The sequence below is a fragment of the Akkermansia sp. N21169 genome, assembly GCF_029854675.1.
Taxonomy (GTDB): Bacteria; Verrucomicrobiota; Verrucomicrobiia; order Verrucomicrobiales; family Akkermansiaceae; genus Akkermansia.
The window spans coordinates 54,569-78,390 of the sequence record NZ_JARWNC010000036.1 but is presented as its reverse complement, the minus strand read 5'-3'; the positions used below and the strand labels follow the sequence as shown (position 1 = coordinate 78,390).

The 23,822-nt window shown below is 52.5% G+C and carries 21 protein-coding genes; 8 read left to right on the top strand and 13 right to left on the bottom strand.

The window, feature by feature from the left end; all coding sequences use genetic code 11:
• Positions 1-37: 37 nt before the first annotated feature.
• The 4 genes from QET40_RS05745 to QET40_RS05730 all read left to right on the top strand — a co-directional run bounded on the left by QET40_RS05745 (position 38) and on the right by QET40_RS05730 (position 3,617).
• Positions 38-973, top strand: coding sequence for a hypothetical protein (locus QET40_RS05745; protein WP_280126216.1), 936 nt, complete (start codon positions 38-40; stop codon positions 971-973).
• A gap of 60 nt (positions 974-1,033) precedes the next feature.
• On the top strand, positions 1,034-1,591 hold the full coding sequence (locus QET40_RS05740; protein WP_280126215.1) for a DUF308 domain-containing protein: 558 nt from the start codon (positions 1,034-1,036) through the stop codon (positions 1,589-1,591).
• Positions 1,592-1,874: 283 nt separating this feature from the next.
• Positions 1,875-2,846: a KpsF/GutQ family sugar-phosphate isomerase gene (locus QET40_RS05735; RefSeq protein WP_280126214.1), complete on the top strand. Its 972-nt coding sequence runs from the start codon at positions 1,875-1,877 to the stop codon at positions 2,844-2,846.
• Positions 2,847-2,864: 18 nt separating this feature from the next.
• Positions 2,865-3,617, top strand: coding sequence for a TatD family hydrolase (locus QET40_RS05730; RefSeq protein WP_280126213.1), 753 nt, complete (start codon positions 2,865-2,867; stop codon positions 3,615-3,617).
• A 65-nt stretch (positions 3,618-3,682) separates the two neighbouring features.
• Here QET40_RS05730 and QET40_RS05725 read toward each other — a convergent pair whose 3' ends face one another.
• The gene (locus QET40_RS05725; RefSeq protein WP_280126231.1) at positions 3,683-4,894 is read right to left on the bottom strand and encodes an MFS transporter; all 1,212 of its coding nucleotides are present in this window, start codon (positions 4,892-4,894) and stop codon (positions 3,683-3,685) included.
• 176 nt (positions 4,895-5,070) lie between these two features.
• Here QET40_RS05725 and QET40_RS05720 point away from each other — a divergent pair, with 176 nt between their 5' ends.
• The 3 genes from QET40_RS05720 to QET40_RS05710 all read left to right on the top strand — a co-directional run bounded on the left by QET40_RS05720 (position 5,071) and on the right by QET40_RS05710 (position 9,209).
• Positions 5,071-7,398, top strand: coding sequence for a hypothetical protein (locus tag QET40_RS05720; protein WP_280126212.1), 2,328 nt, complete (start codon positions 5,071-5,073; stop codon positions 7,396-7,398).
• Between the two features lie 169 nt (positions 7,399-7,567).
• Positions 7,568-8,299 carry a hypothetical protein gene (locus tag QET40_RS05715; protein ID WP_280126211.1) on the top strand — a complete coding sequence of 244 codons (732 nt, stop codon included), beginning with the start codon at positions 7,568-7,570 and terminating at the stop codon, positions 8,297-8,299.
• Between the two features lie 211 nt (positions 8,300-8,510).
• Entirely contained in the window at positions 8,511-9,209 is a 699-nt protein-coding gene (locus QET40_RS05710) for a Bax inhibitor-1/YccA family protein (protein ID WP_280126210.1), read from the top strand.
• Here the strand turns inward: QET40_RS05710 and QET40_RS05705 are convergent.
• The 6 genes from QET40_RS05705 to QET40_RS05680 all read right to left on the bottom strand — a co-directional run bounded on the left by QET40_RS05705 (position 9,163) and on the right by QET40_RS05680 (position 16,411).
• Entirely contained in the window at positions 9,163-10,074 is a 912-nt protein-coding gene (locus tag QET40_RS05705; protein ID WP_280126209.1) for a hypothetical protein, read from the bottom strand. The two genes, QET40_RS05710 and QET40_RS05705, sit on opposite strands and share 47 nt — an antisense overlap.
• A gap of 30 nt (positions 10,075-10,104) precedes the next feature.
• On the bottom strand, positions 10,105-10,503 hold the full coding sequence (locus QET40_RS05700; RefSeq protein ID WP_280126208.1) for a hypothetical protein: 399 nt from the start codon (positions 10,501-10,503) through the stop codon (positions 10,105-10,107).
• A gap of 64 nt (positions 10,504-10,567) precedes the next feature.
• Complete coding sequence (locus QET40_RS05695; protein WP_280126207.1) at positions 10,568-11,269, bottom strand: SagB/ThcOx family dehydrogenase; 702 nt, start codon at positions 11,267-11,269, stop codon at positions 10,568-10,570.
• Positions 11,270-11,365: 96 nt separating this feature from the next.
• A complete protein-coding gene (locus tag QET40_RS05690; RefSeq protein ID WP_280126206.1) occupies positions 11,366-14,551 on the bottom strand; it encodes an efflux RND transporter permease subunit in 3,186 nt (1,061 codons plus the stop codon).
• 3 nt (positions 14,552-14,554) lie between these two features.
• Positions 14,555-15,910 (bottom strand): efflux RND transporter periplasmic adaptor subunit, encoded by a 1,356-nt coding sequence (locus QET40_RS05685; RefSeq protein WP_280126205.1) that lies wholly within the window; start codon positions 15,908-15,910, stop codon positions 14,555-14,557.
• A 75-nt stretch (positions 15,911-15,985) separates the two neighbouring features.
• The gene (locus QET40_RS05680; RefSeq protein WP_280126204.1) at positions 15,986-16,411 is read right to left on the bottom strand and encodes a MarR family transcriptional regulator; all 426 of its coding nucleotides are present in this window, start codon (positions 16,409-16,411) and stop codon (positions 15,986-15,988) included.
• A 137-nt stretch (positions 16,412-16,548) separates the two neighbouring features.
• Between QET40_RS05680 and bioB the strand changes: the two genes are divergently transcribed.
• The gene (gene bioB, locus QET40_RS05675; protein ID WP_280126203.1) at positions 16,549-17,514 is read left to right on the top strand and encodes a biotin synthase BioB; all 966 of its coding nucleotides are present in this window, start codon (positions 16,549-16,551) and stop codon (positions 17,512-17,514) included.
• A gap of 98 nt (positions 17,515-17,612) precedes the next feature.
• Here bioB and QET40_RS05670 read toward each other — a convergent pair whose 3' ends face one another.
• From QET40_RS05670 to nagB, 6 genes are all read right to left on the bottom strand, one after another.
• Complete coding sequence (locus QET40_RS05670; protein ID WP_280126202.1) at positions 17,613-18,122, bottom strand: YlbF family regulator; 510 nt, start codon at positions 18,120-18,122, stop codon at positions 17,613-17,615.
• Positions 18,123-18,275: 153 nt separating this feature from the next.
• Positions 18,276-19,520, bottom strand: a complete 1,245-nt coding sequence (locus tag QET40_RS05665; protein ID WP_280126201.1) for a TolC family protein — start codon at positions 19,518-19,520, stop codon at positions 18,276-18,278.
• 12 nt (positions 19,521-19,532) lie between these two features.
• Positions 19,533-20,672, bottom strand: a complete 1,140-nt coding sequence (locus tag QET40_RS05660) for a hypothetical protein (RefSeq protein WP_280126200.1) — start codon at positions 20,670-20,672, stop codon at positions 19,533-19,535.
• Positions 20,669-21,718: a hypothetical protein gene (locus QET40_RS05655; protein ID WP_280126199.1), complete on the bottom strand. Its 1,050-nt coding sequence runs from the start codon at positions 21,716-21,718 to the stop codon at positions 20,669-20,671. The genes QET40_RS05660 and QET40_RS05655 overlap by 4 nt, the downstream gene beginning before the upstream one ends.
• A gap of 60 nt (positions 21,719-21,778) precedes the next feature.
• Positions 21,779-22,822, bottom strand: a complete 1,044-nt coding sequence (locus QET40_RS05650) for a hypothetical protein (protein WP_280126198.1) — start codon at positions 22,820-22,822, stop codon at positions 21,779-21,781.
• Positions 22,823-23,004: 182 nt separating this feature from the next.
• Positions 23,005-23,751 carry a glucosamine-6-phosphate deaminase gene (nagB, locus tag QET40_RS05645; RefSeq protein WP_280126197.1) on the bottom strand — a complete coding sequence of 249 codons (747 nt, stop codon included), beginning with the start codon at positions 23,749-23,751 and terminating at the stop codon, positions 23,005-23,007.
• Positions 23,752-23,822: the final 71 nt, after the last annotated feature.

Sequence of the window (23,822 nt, the reverse complement as noted above, 5' to 3'; positions counted from 1 at the left end):
CCTCCAGGGCAAGAGTCATGTCATATTGCCGAGCAGAATGACACATCGCATTTTTTTATCCGTCCTTTGTTCGGCGGTTTGCTTTGCCGCTTCAGCATTTGCCGCACCGACACCCAACCAGGCGCAGCTCAAAAACGACTTGGAAACCGTGTACAATACATGGCGACAGCACATGATCCGTGAAAACTACGACGGCTGGCAAAAGACAACCGCCGCCTACCGTAAGGTCAAAGTCCGCAACCTGGCCGTTTCGGAAAAGCGTCCCTGGCCCCAGTCCCTCTTCAACCAGCAAATCAGCCCACCTTCCCTCCTGCCGTTGAGATACATCGGTACTGTCGTCAAAGGGCCAACGGCAGCCGCCACCTACTTCGGCAAAGTGGACTGGGGGATCGGCGGAGCTCCCTCGGAAAACGCCTATGTCCTCCTTTTCACCAACGAACGGGGCGAATGGAAGTACGACCAGGCACGATTCTTCAACCTCGCCCAACTTCCCAAAGTCCGTGAACGCCTGCGCAACCACGATACTTCCGTCCTTGAAGAACAAGACGGATTCCAACCCCTCGGCACCGTCCCTCCCGTACCGGTCGTCTGCCCCGTACCGCAGTACATCGGTAAAATCTTCGTAGACTGCCCCGGCCGCACAGTCAAGGCGCGCATCAACAATGTATCCGATCATGTCTTCGAAGACGCCCGCATGGCAGAAGTCATCTCCGGAGGGTTGAGGAACGGCGTCAACACCATCGATCTATCCATCTCTCCCGCTCCGGGGGGCAAGCCGGGGCCTCTCGCCGTAATGGTATACGTCATGCCGGAAACCGTGGGCAACTTCCCCGGACTGGCTTATTCCTACACGGTTCCCGCTGACCAGACCGGAACCAGCGGCCCCACGACGTTCACCATCACGCCCGATACCATCCGCCACATGGCTCCCCAGTTTCACAAAAAAGAAACATCCGAGGCTGCCAAAAAATAACTGACCAATCGAACGTTCATCTCCTCCCTGGTGTCTATCCCTTCAACCAAGTAAGAAACCATGACAGAAAAGACATCATCGGAAGATCCCCGTTTTTCCATCCTCACCCCATGGGTTGCAGGTACGATAGGTATTGTTGAAATCATCCTCGGCATCATTGCCCTAAGCATCCCCTTTGCCTTGGGGGCAGCCTCCATGTGGGTCATCGGGATCCTGTTTGTCGCAGCGGCTCTGCTGCGCCTGTTCCGGGTGTTCAAAACCAACACATCCGCTTCTCGATGGTGGAACCTGGTTTCGGCAATCATCTATGCAATCGTGGGTGTTCTGGCAATTCTCAATCCGATCCTCGCGATGGCCTCGTTCACTCTGGTTATCGGCTGGTTCCTCGTATTCGGAGGAATCTTCCGCCTGTTCGCCAGCATGCGCGTCGGCAAAGTTCCGGGTAAAGGATGGCTGATTTTCAACAGTATCATCACCCTCGGCCTCGGTATCATCATCGTTGCAACCTTTCCGCAATCGGCCGCATGGTTCCTGGGAACCGTCATCGCCTGTGAATTGATCTTCTCCGGATGGGCCATGTTCTTCGTCGCCTTTGCCTCCGGCAAAAACAAGGACTAACCCGGAAATATCCATTCCTTTCCTGCCAAAGGGCTGTCTCACTCACAGAGGCAGCCCTTTTTTATCATCCATAAATCCGGACTGATTCCACATCCACCGGAAATAAACCGCCTCATCGTCATGCAATCGTTTAGAACGGTACTCCTCTTAAGGATCAATAAAAAAACAAAGGCCGCCCTCCGAAAAACGACCTGATCCTTCGAAAAATCTTCTCGGGATTCATGCCAGAAACGCATAGAAAATTTGACCTTGAGACAAATTAACAGCATCATGGAGGGGAACCATGAATCATCTCAATAGAGCCCAAGCTGTATTCAATATGGAGATCGAAGAACTCCAGAGTGTTGCCTCCAGATTGAACGAAAATTTTGATAAAGCCATCACCGTCATGTCTAAAGCCCTCGCCAAGGGACATAAGATCATCGTGGTGGGCGTTGGCAAGTCCGGCAATATCGGTCAAAAAATCGTCGCTACCCTGAACTCCACCGGAGCCCCTACCGTCATGCTGGATTCCCAGAACGCCCTTCACGGAGACCTGGGAGTCGTCTGCGACGGGGATGTCTGTATTGCCATGTCCTTCTCCGGCGAGACGGTTGAGTTGCTCAATCTTCTCCCCTTCCTCAAACGCTTCGATATGCCCATCATCGGCATGACGGGGCACATGGGATCCTCGCTGGCCAAGTACTCCGATATCGTACTCGATACTGGAGTCAGCCGTGAAGCCTGCCCCCTTAACCTGGCCCCCACGTCCAGCAGCACCGCCATGCTCGTCATGGGAGACGCCCTTGCCATGGCTCTCCTGGAAGATCGCCATTTCACGGCGGAAGATTTTGCCAAACGCCATCCCGGCGGTTCACTCGGGCGAGCCCTGCTTACCAAAGTGGGAGATATTATGCGTAAACCTCCGGAAATCGCTATCCTTCCGGAAGACTCCACGGTCACCGACTGTCTCCAGGCTATGACGGACAGCCGTGCCGGTGCAACCATTTTGATTACACCGACCGGAGAACTGGCCGGGGTCTTTACCCATGGAGACTTTGTGCGAGCCTACCAGAAAAACGTCAATGCCGGTGCCATGCCAGTCAGAGAACTCATGACCCGCGAACCGGTCTTCGTTCTGGAAGACGATCTCGCCACCCAGGCCATCCGCGCTCTCAGTAGCCGCAGGATCGACGACCTCGTCGTCCTCAACGCTAAAAAGAAGCCGGTCGGCATTGTCGATACACAGGATCTCGCCCGTCTGAAGCTCATTTAAACACCACCTGTGGAAACCATGGCCGGCTACCCCTCCGAAATACCGCCCGGGCTGCCGGATGCGCACACTCATCTTCCCCGCCCGTTTGAGACGAACGGGCGGGATTTTCCCTTTCCCGGAGCCGCCTCATCCATCGTTTGTTCTGCAGAGCCCAACGACTGGGACACTCTGGCATCCCTGGCAAGGCAGTACCCGGAACGGATCATCCCCTCATTCGGCATCCATCCCTGGCACGCCGGGAACGCCAGCGACATCCACTGGCAGCGCCTCACCGAACTTTTGGATGAATTCCCCATGGCCGGTGTCGGAGAAACAGGCATGGACAAGGCCCGTCGCCCACGCATCCCCCAAGAAGCTCAGGAAAAGTCTTTTCGCACTCATCTCGGTATCGCCCGGGAAAAAAACCGATTCGTTACTTTGCATTGTGTCCGGGCTTGGGGACCGGTTCTCAAAATCCTTGATGAACTTCCTCCTCCCCGACTGCTCGTCCACGCATGGCACGGTCCGTCCGAACACGTCTCCCCCCTGCTCAAACACAATGCCCTTTTCTCCGTCGGCAGCCGCCAACTCATGGACGAATCCTGCCACGCCGCTATCCGCAGCCTTCCTCCGGAACGCCTCCTGCCGGAAACAGACGGCTACACCGGGAATCTCATTCCGGCATTCCGGTATCTTTGCTCTCTTTTCCGTGACTGTCCTCCGGAATGGTGGCTGATACAAATCCGGGAAAACTACATGAACCTGTCCTCTCCCTCAATCTTCCTTCCCTGACGCATTCCACAAAAAAGCCGGCAAAAGATTCCGACAATCCTGCCAAACCATGAGATGCCGGAAACTCAACTCTCCGGTTCCTCCATCTTCCACCGGGGCCAGAACGGTACCAGTAGCATCCCCACGGAAAGAACCACTTCCACTATGCCGACAAAAACAAGCAGGGACGGCACGCCGATATGGTCCAGAAGAGCCCCCCACCACAGGGCGGCCAACGGCTGGGCGCCAATCGTTACTATGGTGAATAGTCCCAGGATGCGGGAGCGGTGCCCGGCAGGAGATAACAATTGAACTGTCGAGGACGTCGTCACAAACAAGGCAGAAGTCGCCACACCCGCCAGGAAAAAACAAACTGTTTGAACCTGAAGCATCGGTACTATGCCAGCCAAGGCAAACATAGCGCCCATCCACAGCGTGCCGCAGGACAAATTCAAACCGATCCGGGGACTATACCGCAAAAACGGCATCACAAACAAAATACTCGAAACGGCACCAGCTCCGACCGCTCCCAGAAGAGCCCCCGTTGCCGAGGGATTGCCATACGTCAACGCCGGGACAATTTGGTACAACGACTGCCCCAGAAGATTCTGGATCAAGGCACTGATGAGAATCATGCGCAAACGTCCGTCCCTCCAGACAATCAATAGGCCGGATCCCGACCGCACGTTTTCCCCGACCCTGCGCCCCATCCCCACAGACTCCGGAACATACATCCCCCTCAAAACAGCCAGGCAACCTACCAGGGGGATACAGCACAGGGCATTCAGACCGAAGGCATAATTCGCCCCCAATCCGGCAATTACATATCCCCCCAAAGGGGGGCCGACAGAACGGCACACATTGAACACAAGGGAATACATGCCCACGCTTTTGAGCAGCATCCCTTTCGGAGACAAATCCCCCACGAAAGCCTGCTGGGACGGAAAGGCAACGCACTGCATCACTCCCAGCAAAAACACAGCCATATATAAATGCCATAGTTCCAGAATCCCGCTCCATCCCAACAACCACAGGATGCCCGCCACGGCAATCTGGACAAGCTGAACCGCCATCAAAAGTTTCCGCCGGTCAAAACGATCCCCCAGAGCACCTAGAGCCATGCCGCCAAACAGGAAAGGAGCCGCATTCAACGCCGCCAAAAACCCGACGGCCGTCCCCGATCCATGCGACAAATCGTAAACAAGAATCCCCATAGCCGTCACCTGGAGCCACATCCCGATCAGGGAACACGCCTGTCCCAGCCAGTAAATGCGGAGTGCACGCACATTCAGAGGCACAAAAAAACCGAGCCAGCCATGATTGGGAATCTGCAAAACGGAACGGAATCCTTTCCGAGAGAGAGTCTACCGTAAATTTTCCCATCCGGCACGGCCATTCCGTGTCTTTTTGACCTTATAGCGTCCCATGTACATTATAGATGAAAGAGATCCTGTCCTGTCGCCGTAGTACCGTTGTGAAATTGAAACCCCTCGGCATATCCCCATTTTTGTTGCTGCTCGGAATGGCAGCAGTTCCCCTTGTTCCACAATCCCAGGCCCGACCACCGGAAGCAGTAGTCTCTTCGGAATCCGTTGACTGGCTGATTGACGGCAGGCCCTACAAATCCACCACCCGCACAGACAGTAGCGGTCAACTAGTGATCGGAAACGGCCTCATGGAACGAGTGTTCCGCACTACCCCCAACTGCGCCACTGTCGGTTATAACAACCTCATGACAGGAGAATCGGAAATCCGCGCCGTCCGTCCGGAAGCCGTCGTCACCATTGACGGCAAAGAATACAGCGTTGGAGGTCTCACCGGACAGCCCGTCAACAATTACCTTTCCCCGGACTTCCTGGATACAATGAAGGCCGACCCCAACGCCTTCATTTACGAAAGCCACAAAGTCGAAAAAACAGTAGAACGCTTCCCGTGGAAAAAAAATCCCCAATGGCTCTCGACCGCTACCGCATGGCCCGCTCCGGGAACGCGCGTCACTTTCACCTACAAAGCACCGCCGACAGCCCCTGACAAGCTTAGGAACACAACAATCAACATCGTTTACGAACTCTATGACGGAGCACCTATCCTGTCCAAAAAACTGGAAATTACAAACAAAGGAACAAGCCCTGTCACTCTTAATTCATTCAAGGCGGAAATCCTCGCCATGACGGATACCGCCCCCAAAGTCCACTACGGCGAGCCGCACGAAATCCGTATGCTGGCCCAGCCGCCCGGTACTTACACGAAAAACTACCGCAAGTCTCCCGTCCAGACGGACGCTCCCCGCGATTACATCGACCGTTTCACCCAACTCTTCGTCGTCACCGACTACGCCATGGGGGGCGACATGGAGGCCATGAAGGACAACCCCGCCGTCCGCTGGGTCTTTGACCATCCGGAATACGAATACACCGGTATCCGCTACTACGGCCAATACAAGCCCGCCCGGCTGGAAACCACCCTGCCCATCGGCCCGAATACGGATATCGCCCCGGGTGATACCTGGAAATCCTTCACCACCTTCGAGATGATGCGCGATTCCACCGATCGTGAACGCCGCGGCCTGGCAGAATGCAAATTCTGGCGCATGATGTCCCCGTGGGTTCAGGAAAACCCGGTTTTCATGCATGTCCGCAATGCCGATCCGGCTGCCCTGCGCAACGTCATCGACCAGTGCGCCGAGGTCGGGTTCGAAATGGTCATCATGACATTCGGCAGCGGCTTCAACATCGAAAACACAGACCCCGGGTATTTGGAAAGCATGAAAGAAATTGCCGGGTACGCCAAGGCCAAAGGCATCGCCCTTGGCGGCTACTCCCTGCTGGCCAGTCGTGGAGCCAAGGACGCCGATGCAGCCATCAGTCCCAAGACCGGCAAACCCGCCGTCTCCCGTGAAGAAGGTTCCCGCTTCGGAAAATCCCCCTGTCTGGCCTCGGAATGGGGAGACACCTACTTTGACCGCCTGCGCAACTACTTCATCACCACGGGAATGAATGTCTTCGAAAACGACGGTTCCTACCCAGGGGATACATGCGCCTCCCATGAACATTCCGGTCACAAGGGATACGAAGACTCCCAATGGAAACAGTGGAACATCATCAAAGATTTCTACCACTGGTGCCGCAGTAACGGCATCTACCTCAATGTCCCCGATTGGTACTTCCTCTCCGGTTCCAGTAAAACACCGATGGGATACGTCGAAACAAACTGGTCTCTGCCGCGAGCCCAGCAAGAAATCATCGAACGACAAAACATTTATGACGGTACGTGGCAAAAATCGCCGACCATGGGATTCATGTTCGTCCCTCTGACCCAGTACCATGGAGGAGGAGCGGCCGCCACCATCGAACCGCTCGACGAACACCGCGACCATTACGAACAGCGTCTCAAAAATCTCTTCGGCGCCGGCGTCCAGGCCTGCTACCGCGGACCAAGAATTTACGACACCGACAGGACTCGCGATCTCGTCAAAAAATGGGTTTCCTTCTACAAGAAATACCGCCCCATTCTCGACTCCGACATCATCCATCTGCGTCGCCCGGATGGCCAGGACTGGGACGGGATCATGCACGTCAACCCCTCTCTGAAGCAGAAAGGCTTCATTTCGCTCTACAATCCTCTGGACAAGGAAATCACCCGTAAAATCCGCATCCCCCTGTACTACACCGGCCTAACAGACTACGCCACCCTTAAAAAGGAAGATCTTGATCCCATCCGCCGCCGCCTTAATCGGGACTACAGCATCACCTTGGATGTCACCTTCCCACCCAAAGGCTACGTCTGGTATACGGTCGAGTAGTATTTAATTTACGGAACAAATATTTCAAAGAGTCCGCCTCGTTCCGGAAGGAGGACTCTTTGTGGATTTACCTGCCATCAGATCAACTTTGCTTGCTTTGAAAGAAAGCATGCTTTATCAGTGTTAAAGAACAAAGATTCAAACGGTTTCTCTCTCCCCGTCTGTTTTTATGAATATCCGTACCTTCATCCTAATTCCCCTTCCCCGGGCCTTTATTTACCTCGTATTCACTATCGGGTCGCTCTGTGCCGCTTTCATGTTCATGATGGACATGATCTTCCCCCTATTCCACCATCCTGAGCTGGCATATGCACCCAACGTCGATCCACTCGTCTCGCTTTACCTCCTGATTCTCTATCTGGAACGGTTCTCCAACCTGTTATTCCTTTCGATCCTGTTCATCTCCATGTACCAGCTTCTTTCTCTGGAAAGGCACCTTGACTATTGTACCCCGTTCATGAAGAGGTATTCTCCCACCTTTTTCTTCGTCCTGATACTGGCAACAAGCGCACACTATCTGATGCACATCTTTCCCGCCCTGGTCTCCATCCCCTATATCAATTTGATTCAAGGAATCATCCTCTCCTCGTATTGTATAGCCTGCGGCGGAATCCTTTATATTCTACATGCAGGAAATGTACGAGGGTTCAGACAAATAAACCATAGTCTGTTTTACTGGATGCTCTTCACTCTATTCAATTTCGCCTATCTCGGAATCTCGGCCTGGTACGACTTCAAAACCATTCCCCCGTTGTCATACAACATTCTCTCTTGTTCCAAAATCATCATTGCCCTGTTCTTTATCCTCTCGACAAACAAAGTCATCCTCAAATACAGGAAATCTCTCGAAGGTAAGGAAGAATTACCCGATCTGATTGACGATGAAGATGAAGACGATTAGTGCCGTCACCATATCCGAGGAAATGAGGCAAAGCAATTCGGTCGTACGTTGAAACCTTATCCCGGAACTGCACTCCCCCGACAATCCGTCTACAAATAACTACTCTGCCCCAATTTTGAAAGTAGGTGAGAATGCCATGGAACTGAATTGTCTTGTCTCGTTCCGGCTTATGGCTAGAGTGACCGATAAGGTTCAATTCCCACAAACTATAATGAACGATACTTCCATTTACTCACTTGAGGCATCCCGTGAAAAAGTTGCCATACATGCATTTCTCCAGAGAGTCTACCTGTGGATGACCATCGGTATCGGACTAACGGCTTTCGTCGGTTTATGGGCTTCTGAAACTCATCAGGTTGCTACTTACCTGACATCCAGTTTCACACCGATGCTTGTACTTATGCTCGCAACTCTCGGCATGGTTATTGTTCTTTCTGCGGCTATCCACAAACTTTCGGCTCCTACCGCCATGGTCCTTTTTCTGGTTTATTCGGTATTGGAAGGACTTTTCCTGACACCGGTGTTCCTGATCTATACCCAGGCGTCTCTGTTTACAACCTTCATCTGTACAGCCAGCATGTTCGGAGCCATGACCGTTTATGCGTTCACAACGAAAAGAGATCTCTCCGGCTGGGGACGTTTCCTCTTTATGGCCCTGATCGGCCTGATCATTTCCATGGTCATCAATATCTTCTTTATGAAGAATGGCATGATGGATCTCGTCCTCTCCGGAATCGGAGTCGTCGTCTTCGCAGGATTGACCGCCTACGATACTCAGAAACTCATCAAAAATCCGGATTTTCTCGGCATCGGATTTGCCAAGGCATCAATTCTGGGAGCCTTGGAACTTTATCTGGATTTTATCAACCTATTCCTATACCTCCTGCGCTTTCTGGGGCGCAGGAATTGACGTCTTCGTCCGTCATCCGGCCGCCTCGCTTCTCAGCCTTGAGCAGGAAAGCTTTCCTGTAAATCGTGTATTCGGTAACACACAAAAAGGGCATCAAAAAATTGCCTACAATGGGCAGCAGGCGGAACAGGTGGCGGCATACAAACAGAAGCATCATCAAAGAACTGTCCTTCAGCAACGTCATGTACAGCGAATAGGGATTGACAATTGTCCGCTTGTACAGCGACGACACCAGCAACGGTCCGAGAATCGGAACGAAGGAAACGAGAAATACGATCGGATAGGTCCAGTACCGTCTCCGGCTCACGAATTGATCGTATCCCTGCACAAGAGAATTACAGGAGAGAACGGGAGTCCCGCATGAAAGACAAATCTGATTCAGAGTCGGCTTGGTCAGGATTTCCCCACAATTGGCACACCTGCGAAAACTGCGCAAGACATTCGCATGCCTTTCCCGGCCATCAGAAGGAATAGAGGTTCCTATTTTGGAATACCCGATCATGTTCAGCTTGGCCGGATGCGGATTGGGAGTACCGCAGTACGGGCAATTGAGGGCACAAGGATACATCATTGTCCCGCAATGCCCGCATGGAAGCCTGTGAGCATATTCCCTTGTCCGGCTAAAACGGAAAAACATCCAGACTCCCATCCCTCCCGCAAGGGCGAGGAGGATGACGATACCGGGATACCATAAAAGGTAAGCCATGGCATACTCCGACCAGGAATGATCCGATTCCCGCAGGAAGGAATCAGGAGTCAATGGATCCTGCTTCACATCGGGAAGATTGGCAAAATACTCCCGTCCAAAGTCTCCGACGGGACCTGGCGGCAAAAGGTCATCAAGAGGTAGCTTCTTGTCTGCCATAGGATGATTCCCCTCCTAGCGATTCATCCGTTACACCCCCGAATACCACACTCCCGCCAACACCGCAGCGGTTACCATTCCTAGAATCCATCGGCCCCACCAGGGGAAAACGTAATGGAACACCTTGCCGGGCAGCAGGGCCAGAATAACGTGCATCACGGCATACCCGGCAATCCATGCCCACAAAAACGGCATACCCCACCCATATCCTTCACACATGATACCGATGCCGTTCAAAAAGTATGCGGCCGAATTGCCCAACAATGCGCTGAACACCCCGAAAAACACGCAGGCGACCACGTTCTCCGCTCCCTTCCCAGGATGAACCCGCATCAGCAGCAAACCGTACACGGCAACAAGAGGCAGCAAACCGTACAGAGTGAAACTCCAATACAGCGAAGAAGACAAAAAGGTAAGGCCTTCTTTCATGCCGCCTGGGTCCTTGCTTTGATATTCACCCGCATATTCCTGCTGCCGAGACGCTGCAGGAAATTCACTTTTCGGTCTCCTCCGGGAAACCGACGCTTTGGACAAACGTAACGAATTTGTTTTCCGGAAGATTCAATTTAGCCCCCAGAGCCTTTCTGTCGACAAGACCTCGGATGACGGTTGACATACCGGATGATGCGCAGAAGAGGTAGATATTCTGTCCGATGAAACCGGAATCCACAGAGGGATAGTCCACCAGTTCATTGCCGGAAGCCGACCAGTTGACTTTAGACTTGTCCGCTACCATGATGATGTTGACGGCAGCCTTGCCCGCAAGAGGCTGAGCCCCGGTCAAAGCCCGGATGTCTTCCTTCATGATGACTCGGAGGGAATTAGAAGGAGCATCGTATTCAAACACGCCGTCGCGAGTGGAAACATACAGGGTAATTTCCTGAATATTCCGGGCGGAAGGAGCCGTGCGCCGGCCATCTTCTCGATTGACTCCCCAAGCTGCCCAAAGCAGGTTGGACATTTCCTGCGGCGTCAGCTGACGGTCGGAAAACTTACGGCCCGAAGCCCGCTTTTGCAAGGCCTCCATCAAAGGCATGCCTCCCGTCGTAACAGGTTTAGGCAGGGAAATTTCCTCGGCGGAAACGGAGGCAACAGAGGAAACAGCCATCAACATAACGGACAATCCGGCAAACAGGCGATACGTCTTCATATAGGAGATACTATCCCAGATCGTTTTTCCTGCGCAAGTCTTCATTGCGTGTAACAAGCGAAGCATAAAAAAGGCCCGTTCCTTTTCCATGACAGGATGGGAACGGGCCGCAGGTCGATCAAACCAGGAATGAACCGGATGTCAACTAACCGGCGAATCGTTCTTATGGGCGGCCAGGTATTCCCGAGCCCCCACTTCGTCCGGATCCTCCTTCAATTCATGAAGTGAGAATTTAATGCGGAACAAGCGCATGATAAACACGTACGAACAGGGGATCAAAAATACGCCCACCAAGGTTGCCATTCCCATGCCAATGACCACGACGGTACCGATGGCATTGCGGGCCAGAGCTCCGGAACCGGACGAAATCATCAGCGGAATACACCCCAGGATGAAGGCAAAGGACGTCATCAGGATCGGACGCAACCGCAGCTTGGCTGCCGCCAGCGTCGCATCCATCAGGTTCTTGCCACGCTCCATCTCCAAGTTGGCAAATTCGACAATGAGAATCGCATTCTTGGCGGCCAGCCCTACCAGCATCACCAGGCCGATCTGGGCATAGAGAGTCAGATCCATTCCCTGCCAGTAGAGCCCGAGATAAGCGCCCAGCACGGCAATCGGCACCGTCAGGAATACGGCAAGGGGCAAGGTCCATTTTTCGTACAGAGCCACCAGGATCAGGAAGGCAAAAATGGAAGACATGGTAAAAATCGCACCGAGGCCGATACTGTTGCGCACCTTGTTTTCCTGGAAGCTCATGTCCTGGTAGTCGAAACCGATCTTGGTCGGATCCATCGTTTCATGGAACACCTCTTCCAATGCGTCCATCACCTGCTGTGTAGAGTACCCGGGGTTGGGCATCACGTTAAGTTTAGCAGCATTGTAGATGTTATGGTGCATGACGAATTCCGTATCCTCAATCTCCTGGACATTCACCAGAGAAGAGAGGGGAACCCGGACCCCATCGCCATTGGTCACAAAGAACCCATCCATTTTTTCCAGATTGATGCGATCTTCACCCTGAGCCTGGATGTACACCTGCCATTGCTGGCCGAAAGCGTTGAAGTAGTTGACGAAAGAAGACCCGTTGTAAGCGGCGAGGATGCCGTTGGCTACGTCGATGTCCACTTTGTGGAACTTGCATTTTTCTCTGTCCAGATTGATGTATTTTTGAGGCATGTCGGCCATCATCATGTCCATGCACATCATGATTTCCGGACGCTTGGAAGCCGCTTCCTCAAAGGCCTTCACCTGGCCGTACAGGAAGGGTACGCCCTGGCCTTCCAGATCCTCCAGCACCATGGTCACGCCGTTAGCGGTACCGACGCCGGGAATGGCCGGAGGTTCCAGCACCATGGCCATTCCATCCAGACCGGCCATGGCAACCTTCCCCTGGAATTTGCGTGCCAGTTCCGATGCGGATTCGGCTCGCTCGCTCCAGTCTTTGAGTTCGACGAAGGCGATACAAGCTCCAGGAGTCTGGACACCGTTGAGAATGTTGATCCCCACAACGGTCGTCAAATTTTTGACGGAGGGGTCCTGAAGGGCTTCTTCAAATTTTTTGTCCTGTTCGTAGGCAACCTGCAATGACGTATTAGGCTTGAGAATCAAACACGCAAGCAAGAAGCCCTGGTCTTCGTCCGGGAGGAACCCGCCGGGTACATGATCAGCCACGGGCTTGATCGCACCCCAGAACAAAAACAACAGAGGAATGGACAATACCAGCTTGCGGGCCAGCCCCCCGCAAATGCGTGTGTAGCCATTGGCGGTTTTGCCGTAGCATTTGTTGAACAAACGGTGAAACGGCGCCAGAATGCTATGGGATTTCCCTTTGGGCTTGAGCAAAACGGCACACAGGGCGGGAGATAAAGTCAAAGCATTGAAAGCGGAAATCAGCATCGATATGGCAATCGTCACCGCGAACTGCTTGAATAGCGTACCGGTTATCCCCTCCAGCAAAAGGGAAGGAAGGAACACTGCCGCCAGTACCAAGGCAATGGCAATCACCGGACCGGAGACTTCCTGCATGGCGGCAAACGAAGCCATGCGGGGATTCATCCCCTTGTCGATGTGCTCCTGTACGGCTTCCACCACCACAATGGCATCGTCCACGACAAGGCCGATTGCCAGCACAATTCCCAACAGGGAAATCGTGTTGAGCGAGAATCCCAGCAGCGGGAATATGCAAAACGTGGAAATCAATGACACCGGCACGGCAATCAGCGGAATCAGGGTCGCCCGCCAGTTCTGGAGGAAAATGAACACCACAAACGCGACAAGAATGATGGCCTCGATCAGCGTATGCTTGATTTCCTCAATCGAATAACGAACCGCCGTCGTCGTATCCAGAGAAACCCGTCCTGAAATACCTTCCGGCATCAAAGGAGCTTTGGCATCCAGCAACGCTCTCACACGATCCGCCGTAGCAATGGCGTTTGAACCGGGTGCCTGGAAAATGGCGATGGCGGCAGCCATTTTTCCATTCAGGCGTCCCATGGCGGAGTAGTCTTCCGCCCCGAGTTCCACCTTGGCAATGTCCCGCAGATAGACAATCTCTTCGCCGTTCTGCCGGATAATGATATCTTCGAACTCATGCGGTTCGGAAAGACGTCCATGGGTACGTACGGTAATGGTCTGTTCCTGTCCGTCCGGTACGGGATCTGCCCCGATCTTGCCGCCGGGATTCGTCGTATTCTGGGCGACGATAGCGCCCCGGACTTCTCCGATGGAAATGCCGTAGTGAGTCATCTTCGACGTATCCAGCCAGATGCGAATGGCATAACGCCCCGCCCCATAGACCTGAACTTCACCGACGCCCTCGACGCGTTTGAGTTCGTCGATCAACTTCACCTGGGCATAGTTTGCCAAGTCGACGGAGTTATAGCTTCCGTCTGGCGACGTCAAAGAATACATGAGCAACGGAAGCCCCGGCTGCTGCTTGATCGTCACCCCGGTACTTTGCACTTCCTGGGGAAGCTGGGAAGAAGCCTGCCCGTATCGCATGTTCGTCAGCACCTGGTCGATGTCCGGATCGGAACCCGGCTCGAACACGACGGACAAATTGTAAACCCCGTTGTTGGAAGACACGGATGTCATGTAGTCCATCCCCTGCACACCGGAAATCTGACGTTCGAGGGGCGTCCCCACGGAGTCGGCTACAGCCTGTGCATTGGCCCCAGGAAACATAGCCTGCAACTGAATCGTACGGGGCGTAATTTCCGGATACTGGGAAATGGGAAGATTACCCAAGCATACCAGCCCGAGCAGGGTGGTGACAATAGCAATTACCGCCGCAATGGCGGGATGTTTGATAAAAAACGCACTCATGGCTTACTCGGCGGTAATGGAGGGAGTCGTGGAAACCGGCTTGGTGTAGACAAACGGAGTCGGGATGACAGTACCGAAGCCCCCCTGGGCTCCCTGCGCGCGCATCATGTCGTTCACTTTGGAATACTGGGCGGCCATCATGCCTCCTTCCACGATGACCGGGGCGTCGGAGGGCTTGTCATAGCCGATTTCCTTCAAGGATTCCGAGATCGGCTTCACCGTTCCCGTAACAATCTGCATCAGCATGGGAGCCGTACCGCCCTTGCCATCGGGCATGTCGAGAGTTAGAGTATCCCCCAGCTGGACATCGATGCGGCGAGGAGTCTGGTCCGGAGCCACGACGTAAATATTGCGGTGGCTCATCGCCGACACGAGAGCACGTACCGGCACCAGCAGGGCGTTCTCTTCCTGACCGGTGACGGCACGCACGCGGACTGCCATGCCAGAACGCAGCTTGAAACCGGGATTGGGAACATGGCCGATGAAATTCACGGTACCGCTGGCTCGGCTCACTTCACTGTCCACGGAAACAACCGTTCCCTTTTCTTCAAACACGGTTCCATCTTCCAAAATCAATTCGAACTTGTCCATATCTCCCATGCGTCCGTTCTTCACGTCCACGCGTCCATCAAGCAAACGGTTGAGAACCTGTTTTCCCGTTACGGAAAAGTCCACGCGAATAGGATCGATCGACGACATGGTCGTCAACGGAGTTCCATTGGCCGAGAGCAATTCTCCGACACTGGCATTCGATTTAGAGGCCAGCCCTCGGAACGGAGCTTTCACTTTGGTGCGTTCGAGGTTGATTCTGGCATTATCCAAAGCCGCTTCCGATTGTTTGATACCGGCTTCGGCTTGTTCCAAAGCAGCCTGGGTTTCCTTCAGCGTCTGCTGGGCATCCATGAACAGTTTTTCCGAAATGGCTCCCGTCTTAATCAGCTTGTCATAGCGCTCCACATCCTGGGAGGCGCGGTTCCGTGCAGCTTCCGCCTGCATCTTGCTGGCCTTCGCTGCCGCCAGATTGCCTTCAGCCTGATCCACTGCAGCCTGGTACGTGGACGGATCAATCTCGAACAGGAGTTCTCCCTTCTCACAGATCGATCCGTCCCAATAAATCTGGCGAAGCAAGGTTCCCGATACCTGGGGTCTGATATCCGCCTGCTCCACACCCCGCAAATGCCCGAACCACGACGACTTCAAATCCACCGTCTGCTGGACCATATTCATCACGGATACCTTGATCGGATGCATCTCACGCTGCTGCATGGATGCCGTTTTCCCGCCTCCGTCCCTGCACGCGCCCAGCGTGCCGACAACCAGCCCGCTCAGGGCTATCACCAGTATGTGTTCTACTTTCATATTCTTGAATGGAAAATTATAGGATCGAAGCGATCTTCATGTTTTTTGCTGCCGAAACAGACATTGCGGAAACCGTTATTTGATATTGTCGTACATGTCTTGCAACATTTTCCCCAGAGCTTTCCTCTTTTCCGGGTTAATCCCCCGCAGCAGGATATCCTCAATTGCGGCAATCTGCCTGACGACAGCTTGGTCCATCATGCGACTGCGTTCCGTCAGATAAATATTTTTTACCCGCCCATCTTCGTTATCGAAGGATGTTTTGACCAAATCCTTCTCCTCCAACCGACGGACAATCCCCTTGGCCGTCGTATGCGAAACACCGAGGTATTGCTCCACATCCTTCTGGGACACCAATTCGCCATCCCTAGAAATCAGATAAACCAATACCCTGCCCTGCGCGGCCGTCACATGCTCCAATGCCAATTCCCGGGTAATCATCGTTTCCACACGATCCGTGATCATCTTGAGCAAAAATGAAATTCGAGGATTGTTATTCATAATAATTATGAAGCATGCTTCTAAAGTGCGAAATGATTTACCCGAATTTTCGGGGGAGTCAAGTCCAATCGGAAAATGTCCCGGCAATTTTTTTTGTCTCTTGACGGTACGCAACGAAGGGTTAGTCTCTCCGCAAGATGACCTTGACCGCTTCCCTTCTTGACAAAGTATTATCAGGCCAGTCCTGCACCCGGGAAGAGCTTCTCCAGCTTTGCACGGGACCCCTTGAAGAACTCTGCCAGGCAGCCAATGCAATCCGCGAACATTTCTGCGGCAATACCTTCGACCTCTGCACCATCATCAATGGTCGCAGCGGAAGGTGTTCGGAAAACTGCAAATACTGCGCCCAATCCGCTCACTACAATACAGCCGTGGACGAATATCCCCTGCTCCCCCGGGAAACCATCCTAGACGGAGCCAGACGCTGCGAAGAAGCCGGCATTCTCCGTTACTCTGTCGTCACCTCCGGCAAACGCCTCACTGATGCCGATGTCGACCAGCTCTGCGACGCCTACCGCCTTATGAGCGACGAGTGCAACCTGGGACTCTGCGCCTCTCATGGATTGATCTCACTGGAACATTGTAAAAAACTCAAAGCAGCAGGAGTTTCCCGCTACCATAACAATCTGGAGACCTCCCGCCGCCATTTTCCCGACGTTTGTACGACGCATACGTACGATCAAAAAATCCAAACTATCAAATGGGCCATGGAAGCCGGCCTTGAAGTATGTAGCGGCGGCATCATGGGACTCGGGGAAACCATGGAGGACCGCATCGACATGTTCATGGACATCGCCGCTCTCGGAATCAAATCCACCCCCATTAATTTTCTCTCCCCCATCCCCGGAACGCCTTATGAAAATCTCACCCCGATGACAGAGGAAGAAAAACTCCGTATTATCGCCATCGTCCGGTTCATCATCCCCGATGGAGCTGTCCGTATCGCCGCCGGGCGCAACACCATGAGCGACCACGGTAAAAAAGCCTTCCTCTCCGGTGCCAATGCCGCCATTTCCGGCGATATGCTGACAACGGCAGGCGTTTCCACACGCGACGATATCGCCATGTTGCAGGAACTCGGCTATGAAGTGCGAATGAAGTAACCGCCGACCCGGTACACCGTTCAAATGCAACAAGCGACCGTTCCGCATGTGATTGCCGGAACGGTCGCTTGTTTAATAATTGAATTCAAATTACAGGATTAGTGCTTGCAGCAGCAGTCGTCGCCGTGTTCGTGGCCTTCGCCTTCGCACTGGCAGTCACCGCCGCAGGAGCAGTCGCCGTCACAATCGCCACCACAGGAACAGGAAGCGCTGGCTGCACGCTTGGCGGATTCTTCCACTTCTTCGGGAGTTGGTGCGCGCCCCATATCAATGGACATACCGAGGTACTGGTTGATCGTGGCAAGAAGACCGTCTACAGACTGGCGGGCTTCCAGGAAACCGCGGGCCAATTCATTTTCGATGACAGAGGCACGAAGTTTGTCGAATTTTTCGATTTCCTCTTCGGTCGGAGGCATGCCGGCAAGATGTTTGGAACGAAGTTCTTCTCCGTAAGCATTCACTTCCTCGAACAACTTGGTTGCGTCGGGGTTCTGGAAGAACAAGCCGATGCGGGCCTTGGCCGCAATAATCTGGGGGGATTGGGCAAGAGCGTTGCAAAGAGTCGTCGTTGCATCAAGCAAATCTTGCTGTAAAGGGGTTGTATTCATATCTCGCGGGATTAGATCATACTCATCTGTTTCCCGCAACGAAGAATCCTATCATCCATGACATGCCGGATACGCAATTTAGAATATCTCAGTCACCGACTCATCCGGGAAAGTCCGGTACGTTGATCCCTTCTTAAGAAAGAAAAAATCAAGTCAGGAGTCCTCACCGGGAAGTCCGTACTCGAGAATCATGGCGCACTCGCGTTCTACTTGTTCTTTTTCGTGAACCAGGCAATCGCGTTCGAGTTTCATGCCCTCCTCCATCTGCCTGCGGAGAGTTGCCGGTTTCCTGTCCTCCATCCGGGAAAGAAATTCCTTGTACGATACCATCGTATCCCGCCATTCCTCATATTCCTGTCCGCTTTCAACCAGAGCCAATATCTTCTCCCGACGATCCAGAAGAGTATTGCGCAGTGTATCCAGCAGAAAGGAATATTCCTTCTTCGCTTGTTTCAAGGCTTGGTAATTCTTCAACTGCGTATCCAGACGCAAATAGAAATTCATATCCATCCGCACATCGCTACCGCCGCTCATAAACCCGGAATCATGACCTCCGCTCATGTTGAACAAACGCGGGCTGTAAAAATGGACATCCGCAACCGGCCAATAATTCAACGTAATACCCAACTTCCTCAGCCGGGATGCCTCCAACTCCAATGCCATATTCATCAAAACCAGCCGATCGGGTTTCCGAGAACAGGAACGGAACCGCCTCCAATTCATCTGGGGAATAGACTCAGGCTTGATTTTCCAACGAAAACGGAAATCATTGAAAAGAGTTCCCCACTCCTTCCATTCGGAACGCAGGGAAATCTCACGCTGCCGTTCCAATTGAGCTTTTGATACATGCCTGTATTCCGCATCCGTGCAATCCGCCCGGTACTGCTCTCCGGCCAAAGCCGACAAACGGGCCAGCTTGTAGAGGCGGGCGGTTACATCGCGTCGTTTCAAATCGTAATTTTTCTCCGCTCTGAAGAGGGAGAGCAAAGCCGTGTAGCGGTTCATCGGCAACTGCGTCAGGGAAGGCAGATTGAAAATCACGTTGATGTCGTAATCGTGATCACGGGAGTCATAGTAGTTATTGCCGCCGCCAAACAGATACTTGTTATAATAAAACCCTAGATTCACCAAGGGTATCACATCCAGATATACCTTACGCACTTCGTAACGTGCCTTCTCAATGTCATGTACCGATTGCTGCAGCTCAATATTTTGAGCCAGGGCAAGCTTGCATGCCTCAGTCCATGTCAATTCCCGGAAAGAGGTTTTCTCGTAATCCGGAAGGTTGTCGTATGTCTGCCGGAGAGTTTCATAGGCATCTTCCACACGACGATCCACGGAACAACCGCACATTATCGCGCACAACATGACACTGACACAGGAATTCAAATGTTTCATGGCATCTCGCAATCATTTCAACACACACCCCACTGGGCGGAAAACAGCACATACAATCGGAATTGTCGAAACGGCAATACACGTCAACAGCGATACGGACAGTAAAACGATGTCATCCCGCATATCCACCACAGACAGAGTCATCCCCGGCATTTTCAGAAACTCTTTCACCAAGAAACCGCTCAGGCCATGGAACAAAGTCACGGCACACGCCAGGGCCCCGAAAACAAGTACGCAATTCTCCACCATAAACATAGCCACCAGCAAGAGGCGATTCACCCCGAAACTATTCATCAACGCATAAATGTACTCATTCTGCCGAAACTCCATCGAAGAAATCGACGTCAGCAACACGCACACGATCACCCCGATACCGAGAGAAATCCCCATGCGATACACCTGTTGGCTGGCTCGGGTAGTCTCCAATTCCTCCAACAACTCAAGACTGCTGCGTACCTGGGCGCTCCAACCATCCAATTCAATCAGCTTGAGAAGCCGTTTCTCCAATACCCTCATCGAAGCTACTTCCGTCTGTTCGAACCGGAACATATACATTCTTGTCAACCCCGTCCGCATCTTCAGAGCGGACAACACGCCTTCCGGTACAAACACACCGCCATTCGGATAAATCTTCCGTAATGCCATAGCCGCATATTCGGGTACCACGACAGCCCGGACACGATGGTTGGCCACCATGACTTCCTCCGGTGACGCTCCCGGTTCCGAACGCGGAGGAAGCACAAACACGCCGTTATCCGGCCTCACGTCCATCCCCTGGAACAAGCCCGCACCCCATAACGGATATTCCACCAGTTTGAAACGCCTGTCCCGAATCGTTGCATTCTGAAATAACTCATTCAGGATCACGCATTCGCGTCCACCGGCATACCGGGGCATCCCCTCCAGAGGATCCAACGCAGCAACCTCCGAAGAAGGACAATACCGCGCCATCACAATCATATCTCCGCCATTCTTCCTGATCTGCCCCTCTAGAGTACGTGCGGAAAGAAGGTAATGCGACAACACCGTCAACGCACAAAAGACCAGGCAAAACACCACGAGAAAACGTGCCAGAGGATTGGACACCCGCATCACCCAACGGTGCAAAGTATCCACGGTTAGATAGAACAAAACCGATGGAAAAGATTTCATACCCCTTCCCGGAAACCAACCTTCCGCTCCTCTACGGGAACAAGGCCCAAATGAGTATCCCCCTTGAACTCAATCCGGTACCCCGGATACAACCTGGAAACCAACTCCTCCCAGGAGTGATAATCCGACTTCTCCGCCTGAACAATCAAGTCCAGTTTATGTTTATACAAAAACGGCCCCTTTACAACATACGCCAGAGAGGCCACGCAATTCGCCCCAATCATCCTGGATGCTTCCTCACACTGACTGTTTTCCAAGAGGAAAAAATACGTCAACACCGGTTCGTTCCGTCCCTTTTCCACCTTTTGATAGGCAAACTTCCCCACCAGGACATTCCCTCCACCGGAGTGGACGCGCGCCTTCAAGCGATCCGGGGCAATATGGATCAAATCCGGATCGAACATCACCACCGCAATATACATCCTTGAGTCATCTATAACCGACACCACCGGATCGGACGATGAACGCATCACCGGTTCCAATCCACGTTCCGGAAGAACGAAGTGGTACTGGAACTTGCCATCGAACGGCATCTCTACCACATAACGTTTTTTCTTTTCTTCGAACTCCGACAATGCATTTTGTCTTTCCGACGCGGCCCGTTTCTTCTCCAACTCGATTTTCCCATCGATAATTTGCAGGGATTTATGATTCACCTTCGGAGAATCTTTCTGAAGGAATTGTCTCTGCTTTTCGTTCAATCCGAGCAAAAAGGCCAATTCCTCCCGCTGGCGCTCCAATTCCACCAGGTTTTCTTCCATCGTCAAACGATCCCGTTCCAGGCGCAGCTTCAAATTGGCTTCATCGCGTTCCAACTGCCTGGGATTGATCCTCAACAATACATCTCCTTTCCGGGCTCTTTTTTCCCCAGATATCCACCCTTCCACTTCACCGCCTTCCGGCATTGTAAACGTATAGTGGTTCTCGGGAACTATTTTGGCTTGGAGCCGTGAAATCACATACTCCTCCCCTACCGCCATCTGCATCTGGCAGACGACGGCTCCGACAACGGACAGCAGATGAAAAAACAACGACTTGATACCCATACAATTAATCCCGCCTAGGAAGACGTTATCGCACCTTTAATAGAAAAAGTTCGTTCGGCGTCATCTCGATTGAATAGAGAAAGTTCCTCTGCCGGAATACGTTTGACCGTTGCCGGCAATTCCGTTCTTGGATGAGATTTTGAGCGTATAGGAAGAGCAAATCCCTTCTATACGCGCAGGGAGTTTTTCCGCCGTTGCGTCGGTAGGCTTCAAGTCCAGATGAATCTGCACATCCGCCTGCTTATAAACAACCGGAGCTTCCGGGCTACCGGTACTTTCAGAATAAACGAATGAAGTTACGAAATATGCCTGTGTACCGGATTTTTGAAACAGGAACGCCGAACTTCCGGAAGAACCGGTGCCATCGTTCAAACGCATTCTTCCGGATGAAGTCCCGCTGCTTGATTCCACTTCGCAGGAAAAAGAAATCAATTCCCCCGAAGCATCATCCGGAACCATCGACAAAACGGTTCCTGCCGGTAAAGTTGCCCATTCCTTCCCGGACGGATTGTCTTGTTCCTCCCGAGGCGGTTCGCCAGGTTCCAATTCACCAGGCGACGGAGGAATAACCGTTTGAGAACCATCATTTAACACCGTCATATGGCCACGAATGGCGACAGGTCCATCCTTCGTAAACTTAAGGGCAAGTTCCAAAAGGACCTGTTTTTTCACATTGTCATCCGCATATTCGATCAGCATGCGCAATGCCGATTCTTCATTCGCAGACGCAGCACGCACATATTGATAACGACCGCGGTAAACAACCATCTTCCCGGAACTATCGCCAATCTGCCCGGTAACGGCTTCCTCTGAGAAAGTCATCGTCATCGGCACCTTCCCGTCCTTCCAGGAAATACTTAATGACACCAAGTTGTCGGGAGCAGGATTTTCCGATACTTCTTCCTCCGACGTACCGGAATCGTCCATATTGTCTTCGACCGATGATGATGAACCGCCACCTCCGCAAGCCGCCAGCATCATGGTGCACGCACATGCCAGCCCAAATACATTCAACAACTTTTTCATCAGACAGATAGAATTAAAATTCGCCAGGAAAACAGAATAAAGACGAAGACAGTAATGGTATTTTTTCCATAAAAACATGATTCCTTACCAACATACACGGCATAACTATCCGGTCAAGACAAGACGGAATGACTATCCAATAAAAACAAATAATTATATGTATTTCAAAAGAAAAAGTGTCGTCCAGAGCGGATACTGGACGACACTTTGAAAATCGACAATGCCGAACGGTAAATCCGGCATGTTGCTAAAGGAGTTACTTACAATTCGGAAGCAGCTCCCTTATCCAGAAGGAAGCAGGCGTTTTTGTGCTTCTGCAGGTAAGAAGCGGCAACATCGGGAGTCACCGGACCTTCCACAGCCTTCTTGACGATGGAAGCTTTCTTTTCTCCCCAAGCCATGAGGACAACCTTGCGGGCGCTCATGATCGTGGCAACCCCCATGGTAATAGCCGTCGTCGGAACGTTTTCAATACCGTTGAAGGCAGGAGCGGCATCGGAACGGGTCAAATTGTCCAAGAGTACCTTACGAGTGATCGTCGTATCGTCGGAACCGGGTTCGTTAAAGCCGATGTGCCCCGTGCGACCAATACCGAGGATCTGCAGGTCGATTCCTCCGCAGTCCTTGATTTTCTGTTCGTAAGCGGCACAATGGGCATCAAGGTCTTCCGGCTTAACGAGACCGGAGGGAAGATTGATGTTTTCCGGCTTGATGTCAATGTGGTTGAACAAATTCTGGTGCATAAAGTACCAGTAGGATTCCGGATGTTCGCGTTCAAGGCCGCTGTATTCGTCCAGGTTAAAGGAAATCACGTTGGCGAAAGAAAGACCTTCTTCCTTGTGCATGCGGACGAGTTCCGCATAAAAGGGAAGCGGAGTAGCTCCAGTGGCCAGGCCGAGAACAACGGTCTTGCCTTCCGCGGCGCGGGAACGGATCAATTCTGCAACTTCCTTAGCCAATGAATTGGCTGCCTCTTGAGGTGTTTCAAAAACTTTGACAGGGATCATATCGGAGAAAACTTTAACGCTCCTGACGGGGGATTCAATCAGAATTTGGCATCAAAAGAGACTTTTCCCCA

Bases quoted from the DNA above. Each gene is read 5' to 3' on its own strand.
- bioB (WP_280126203.1), top strand. From the start codon at position 16,549: ATGACCTTGACCGCTTCCCTTCTTGACAAAGTATTATCAGGCCAGTCC.
- QET40_RS05700 (WP_280126208.1), bottom strand. From the start codon at position 10,503: ATGAAAGAAGGCCTTACCTTTTTGTCTTCTTCGCTGTATTGGAGTTTC.
- QET40_RS05665 (WP_280126201.1), bottom strand. From the start codon at position 19,520: ATGAAACATTTGAATTCCTGTGTCAGTGTCATGTTGTGCGCGATAATG.
- QET40_RS05650 (WP_280126198.1), bottom strand. From the start codon at position 22,822: ATGTTTTTATGGAAAAAATACCATTACTGTCTTCGTCTTTATTCTGTT.
- QET40_RS05715 (WP_280126211.1), top strand. From the start codon at position 7,568: ATGAATATCCGTACCTTCATCCTAATTCCCCTTCCCCGGGCCTTTATT.
- QET40_RS05670 (WP_280126202.1), bottom strand. From the start codon at position 18,122: ATGAATACAACCCCTTTACAGCAAGATTTGCTTGATGCAACGACGACT.
- QET40_RS05730 (WP_280126213.1), top strand. From the start codon at position 2,865: ATGGCCGGCTACCCCTCCGAAATACCGCCCGGGCTGCCGGATGCGCAC.
- QET40_RS05660 (WP_280126200.1), bottom strand. From the start codon at position 20,672: ATGAAATCTTTTCCATCGGTTTTGTTCTATCTAACCGTGGATACTTTG.
- QET40_RS05735 (WP_280126214.1), top strand. From the start codon at position 1,875: ATGAATCATCTCAATAGAGCCCAAGCTGTATTCAATATGGAGATCGAA.
- QET40_RS05690 (WP_280126206.1), bottom strand. From the start codon at position 14,551: ATGAGTGCGTTTTTTATCAAACATCCCGCCATTGCGGCGGTAATTGCT.
- QET40_RS05740 (WP_280126215.1), top strand. From the start codon at position 1,034: ATGACAGAAAAGACATCATCGGAAGATCCCCGTTTTTCCATCCTCACC.
- QET40_RS05710 (WP_280126210.1), top strand. From the start codon at position 8,511: ATGAACGATACTTCCATTTACTCACTTGAGGCATCCCGTGAAAAAGTT.
- nagB (WP_280126197.1), bottom strand. From the start codon at position 23,751: ATGATCCCTGTCAAAGTTTTTGAAACACCTCAAGAGGCAGCCAATTCA.
- QET40_RS05745 (WP_280126216.1), top strand. From the start codon at position 38: ATGACACATCGCATTTTTTTATCCGTCCTTTGTTCGGCGGTTTGCTTT.
- QET40_RS05695 (WP_280126207.1), bottom strand. From the start codon at position 11,269: ATGAAGACTTGCGCAGGAAAAACGATCTGGGATAGTATCTCCTATATG.
- QET40_RS05705 (WP_280126209.1), bottom strand. From the start codon at position 10,074: ATGGCAGACAAGAAGCTACCTCTTGATGACCTTTTGCCGCCAGGTCCC.
- QET40_RS05685 (WP_280126205.1), bottom strand. From the start codon at position 15,910: ATGAAAGTAGAACACATACTGGTGATAGCCCTGAGCGGGCTGGTTGTC.
- QET40_RS05655 (WP_280126199.1), bottom strand. From the start codon at position 21,718: ATGGGTATCAAGTCGTTGTTTTTTCATCTGCTGTCCGTTGTCGGAGCC.
- QET40_RS05680 (WP_280126204.1), bottom strand. From the start codon at position 16,411: ATGAATAACAATCCTCGAATTTCATTTTTGCTCAAGATGATCACGGAT.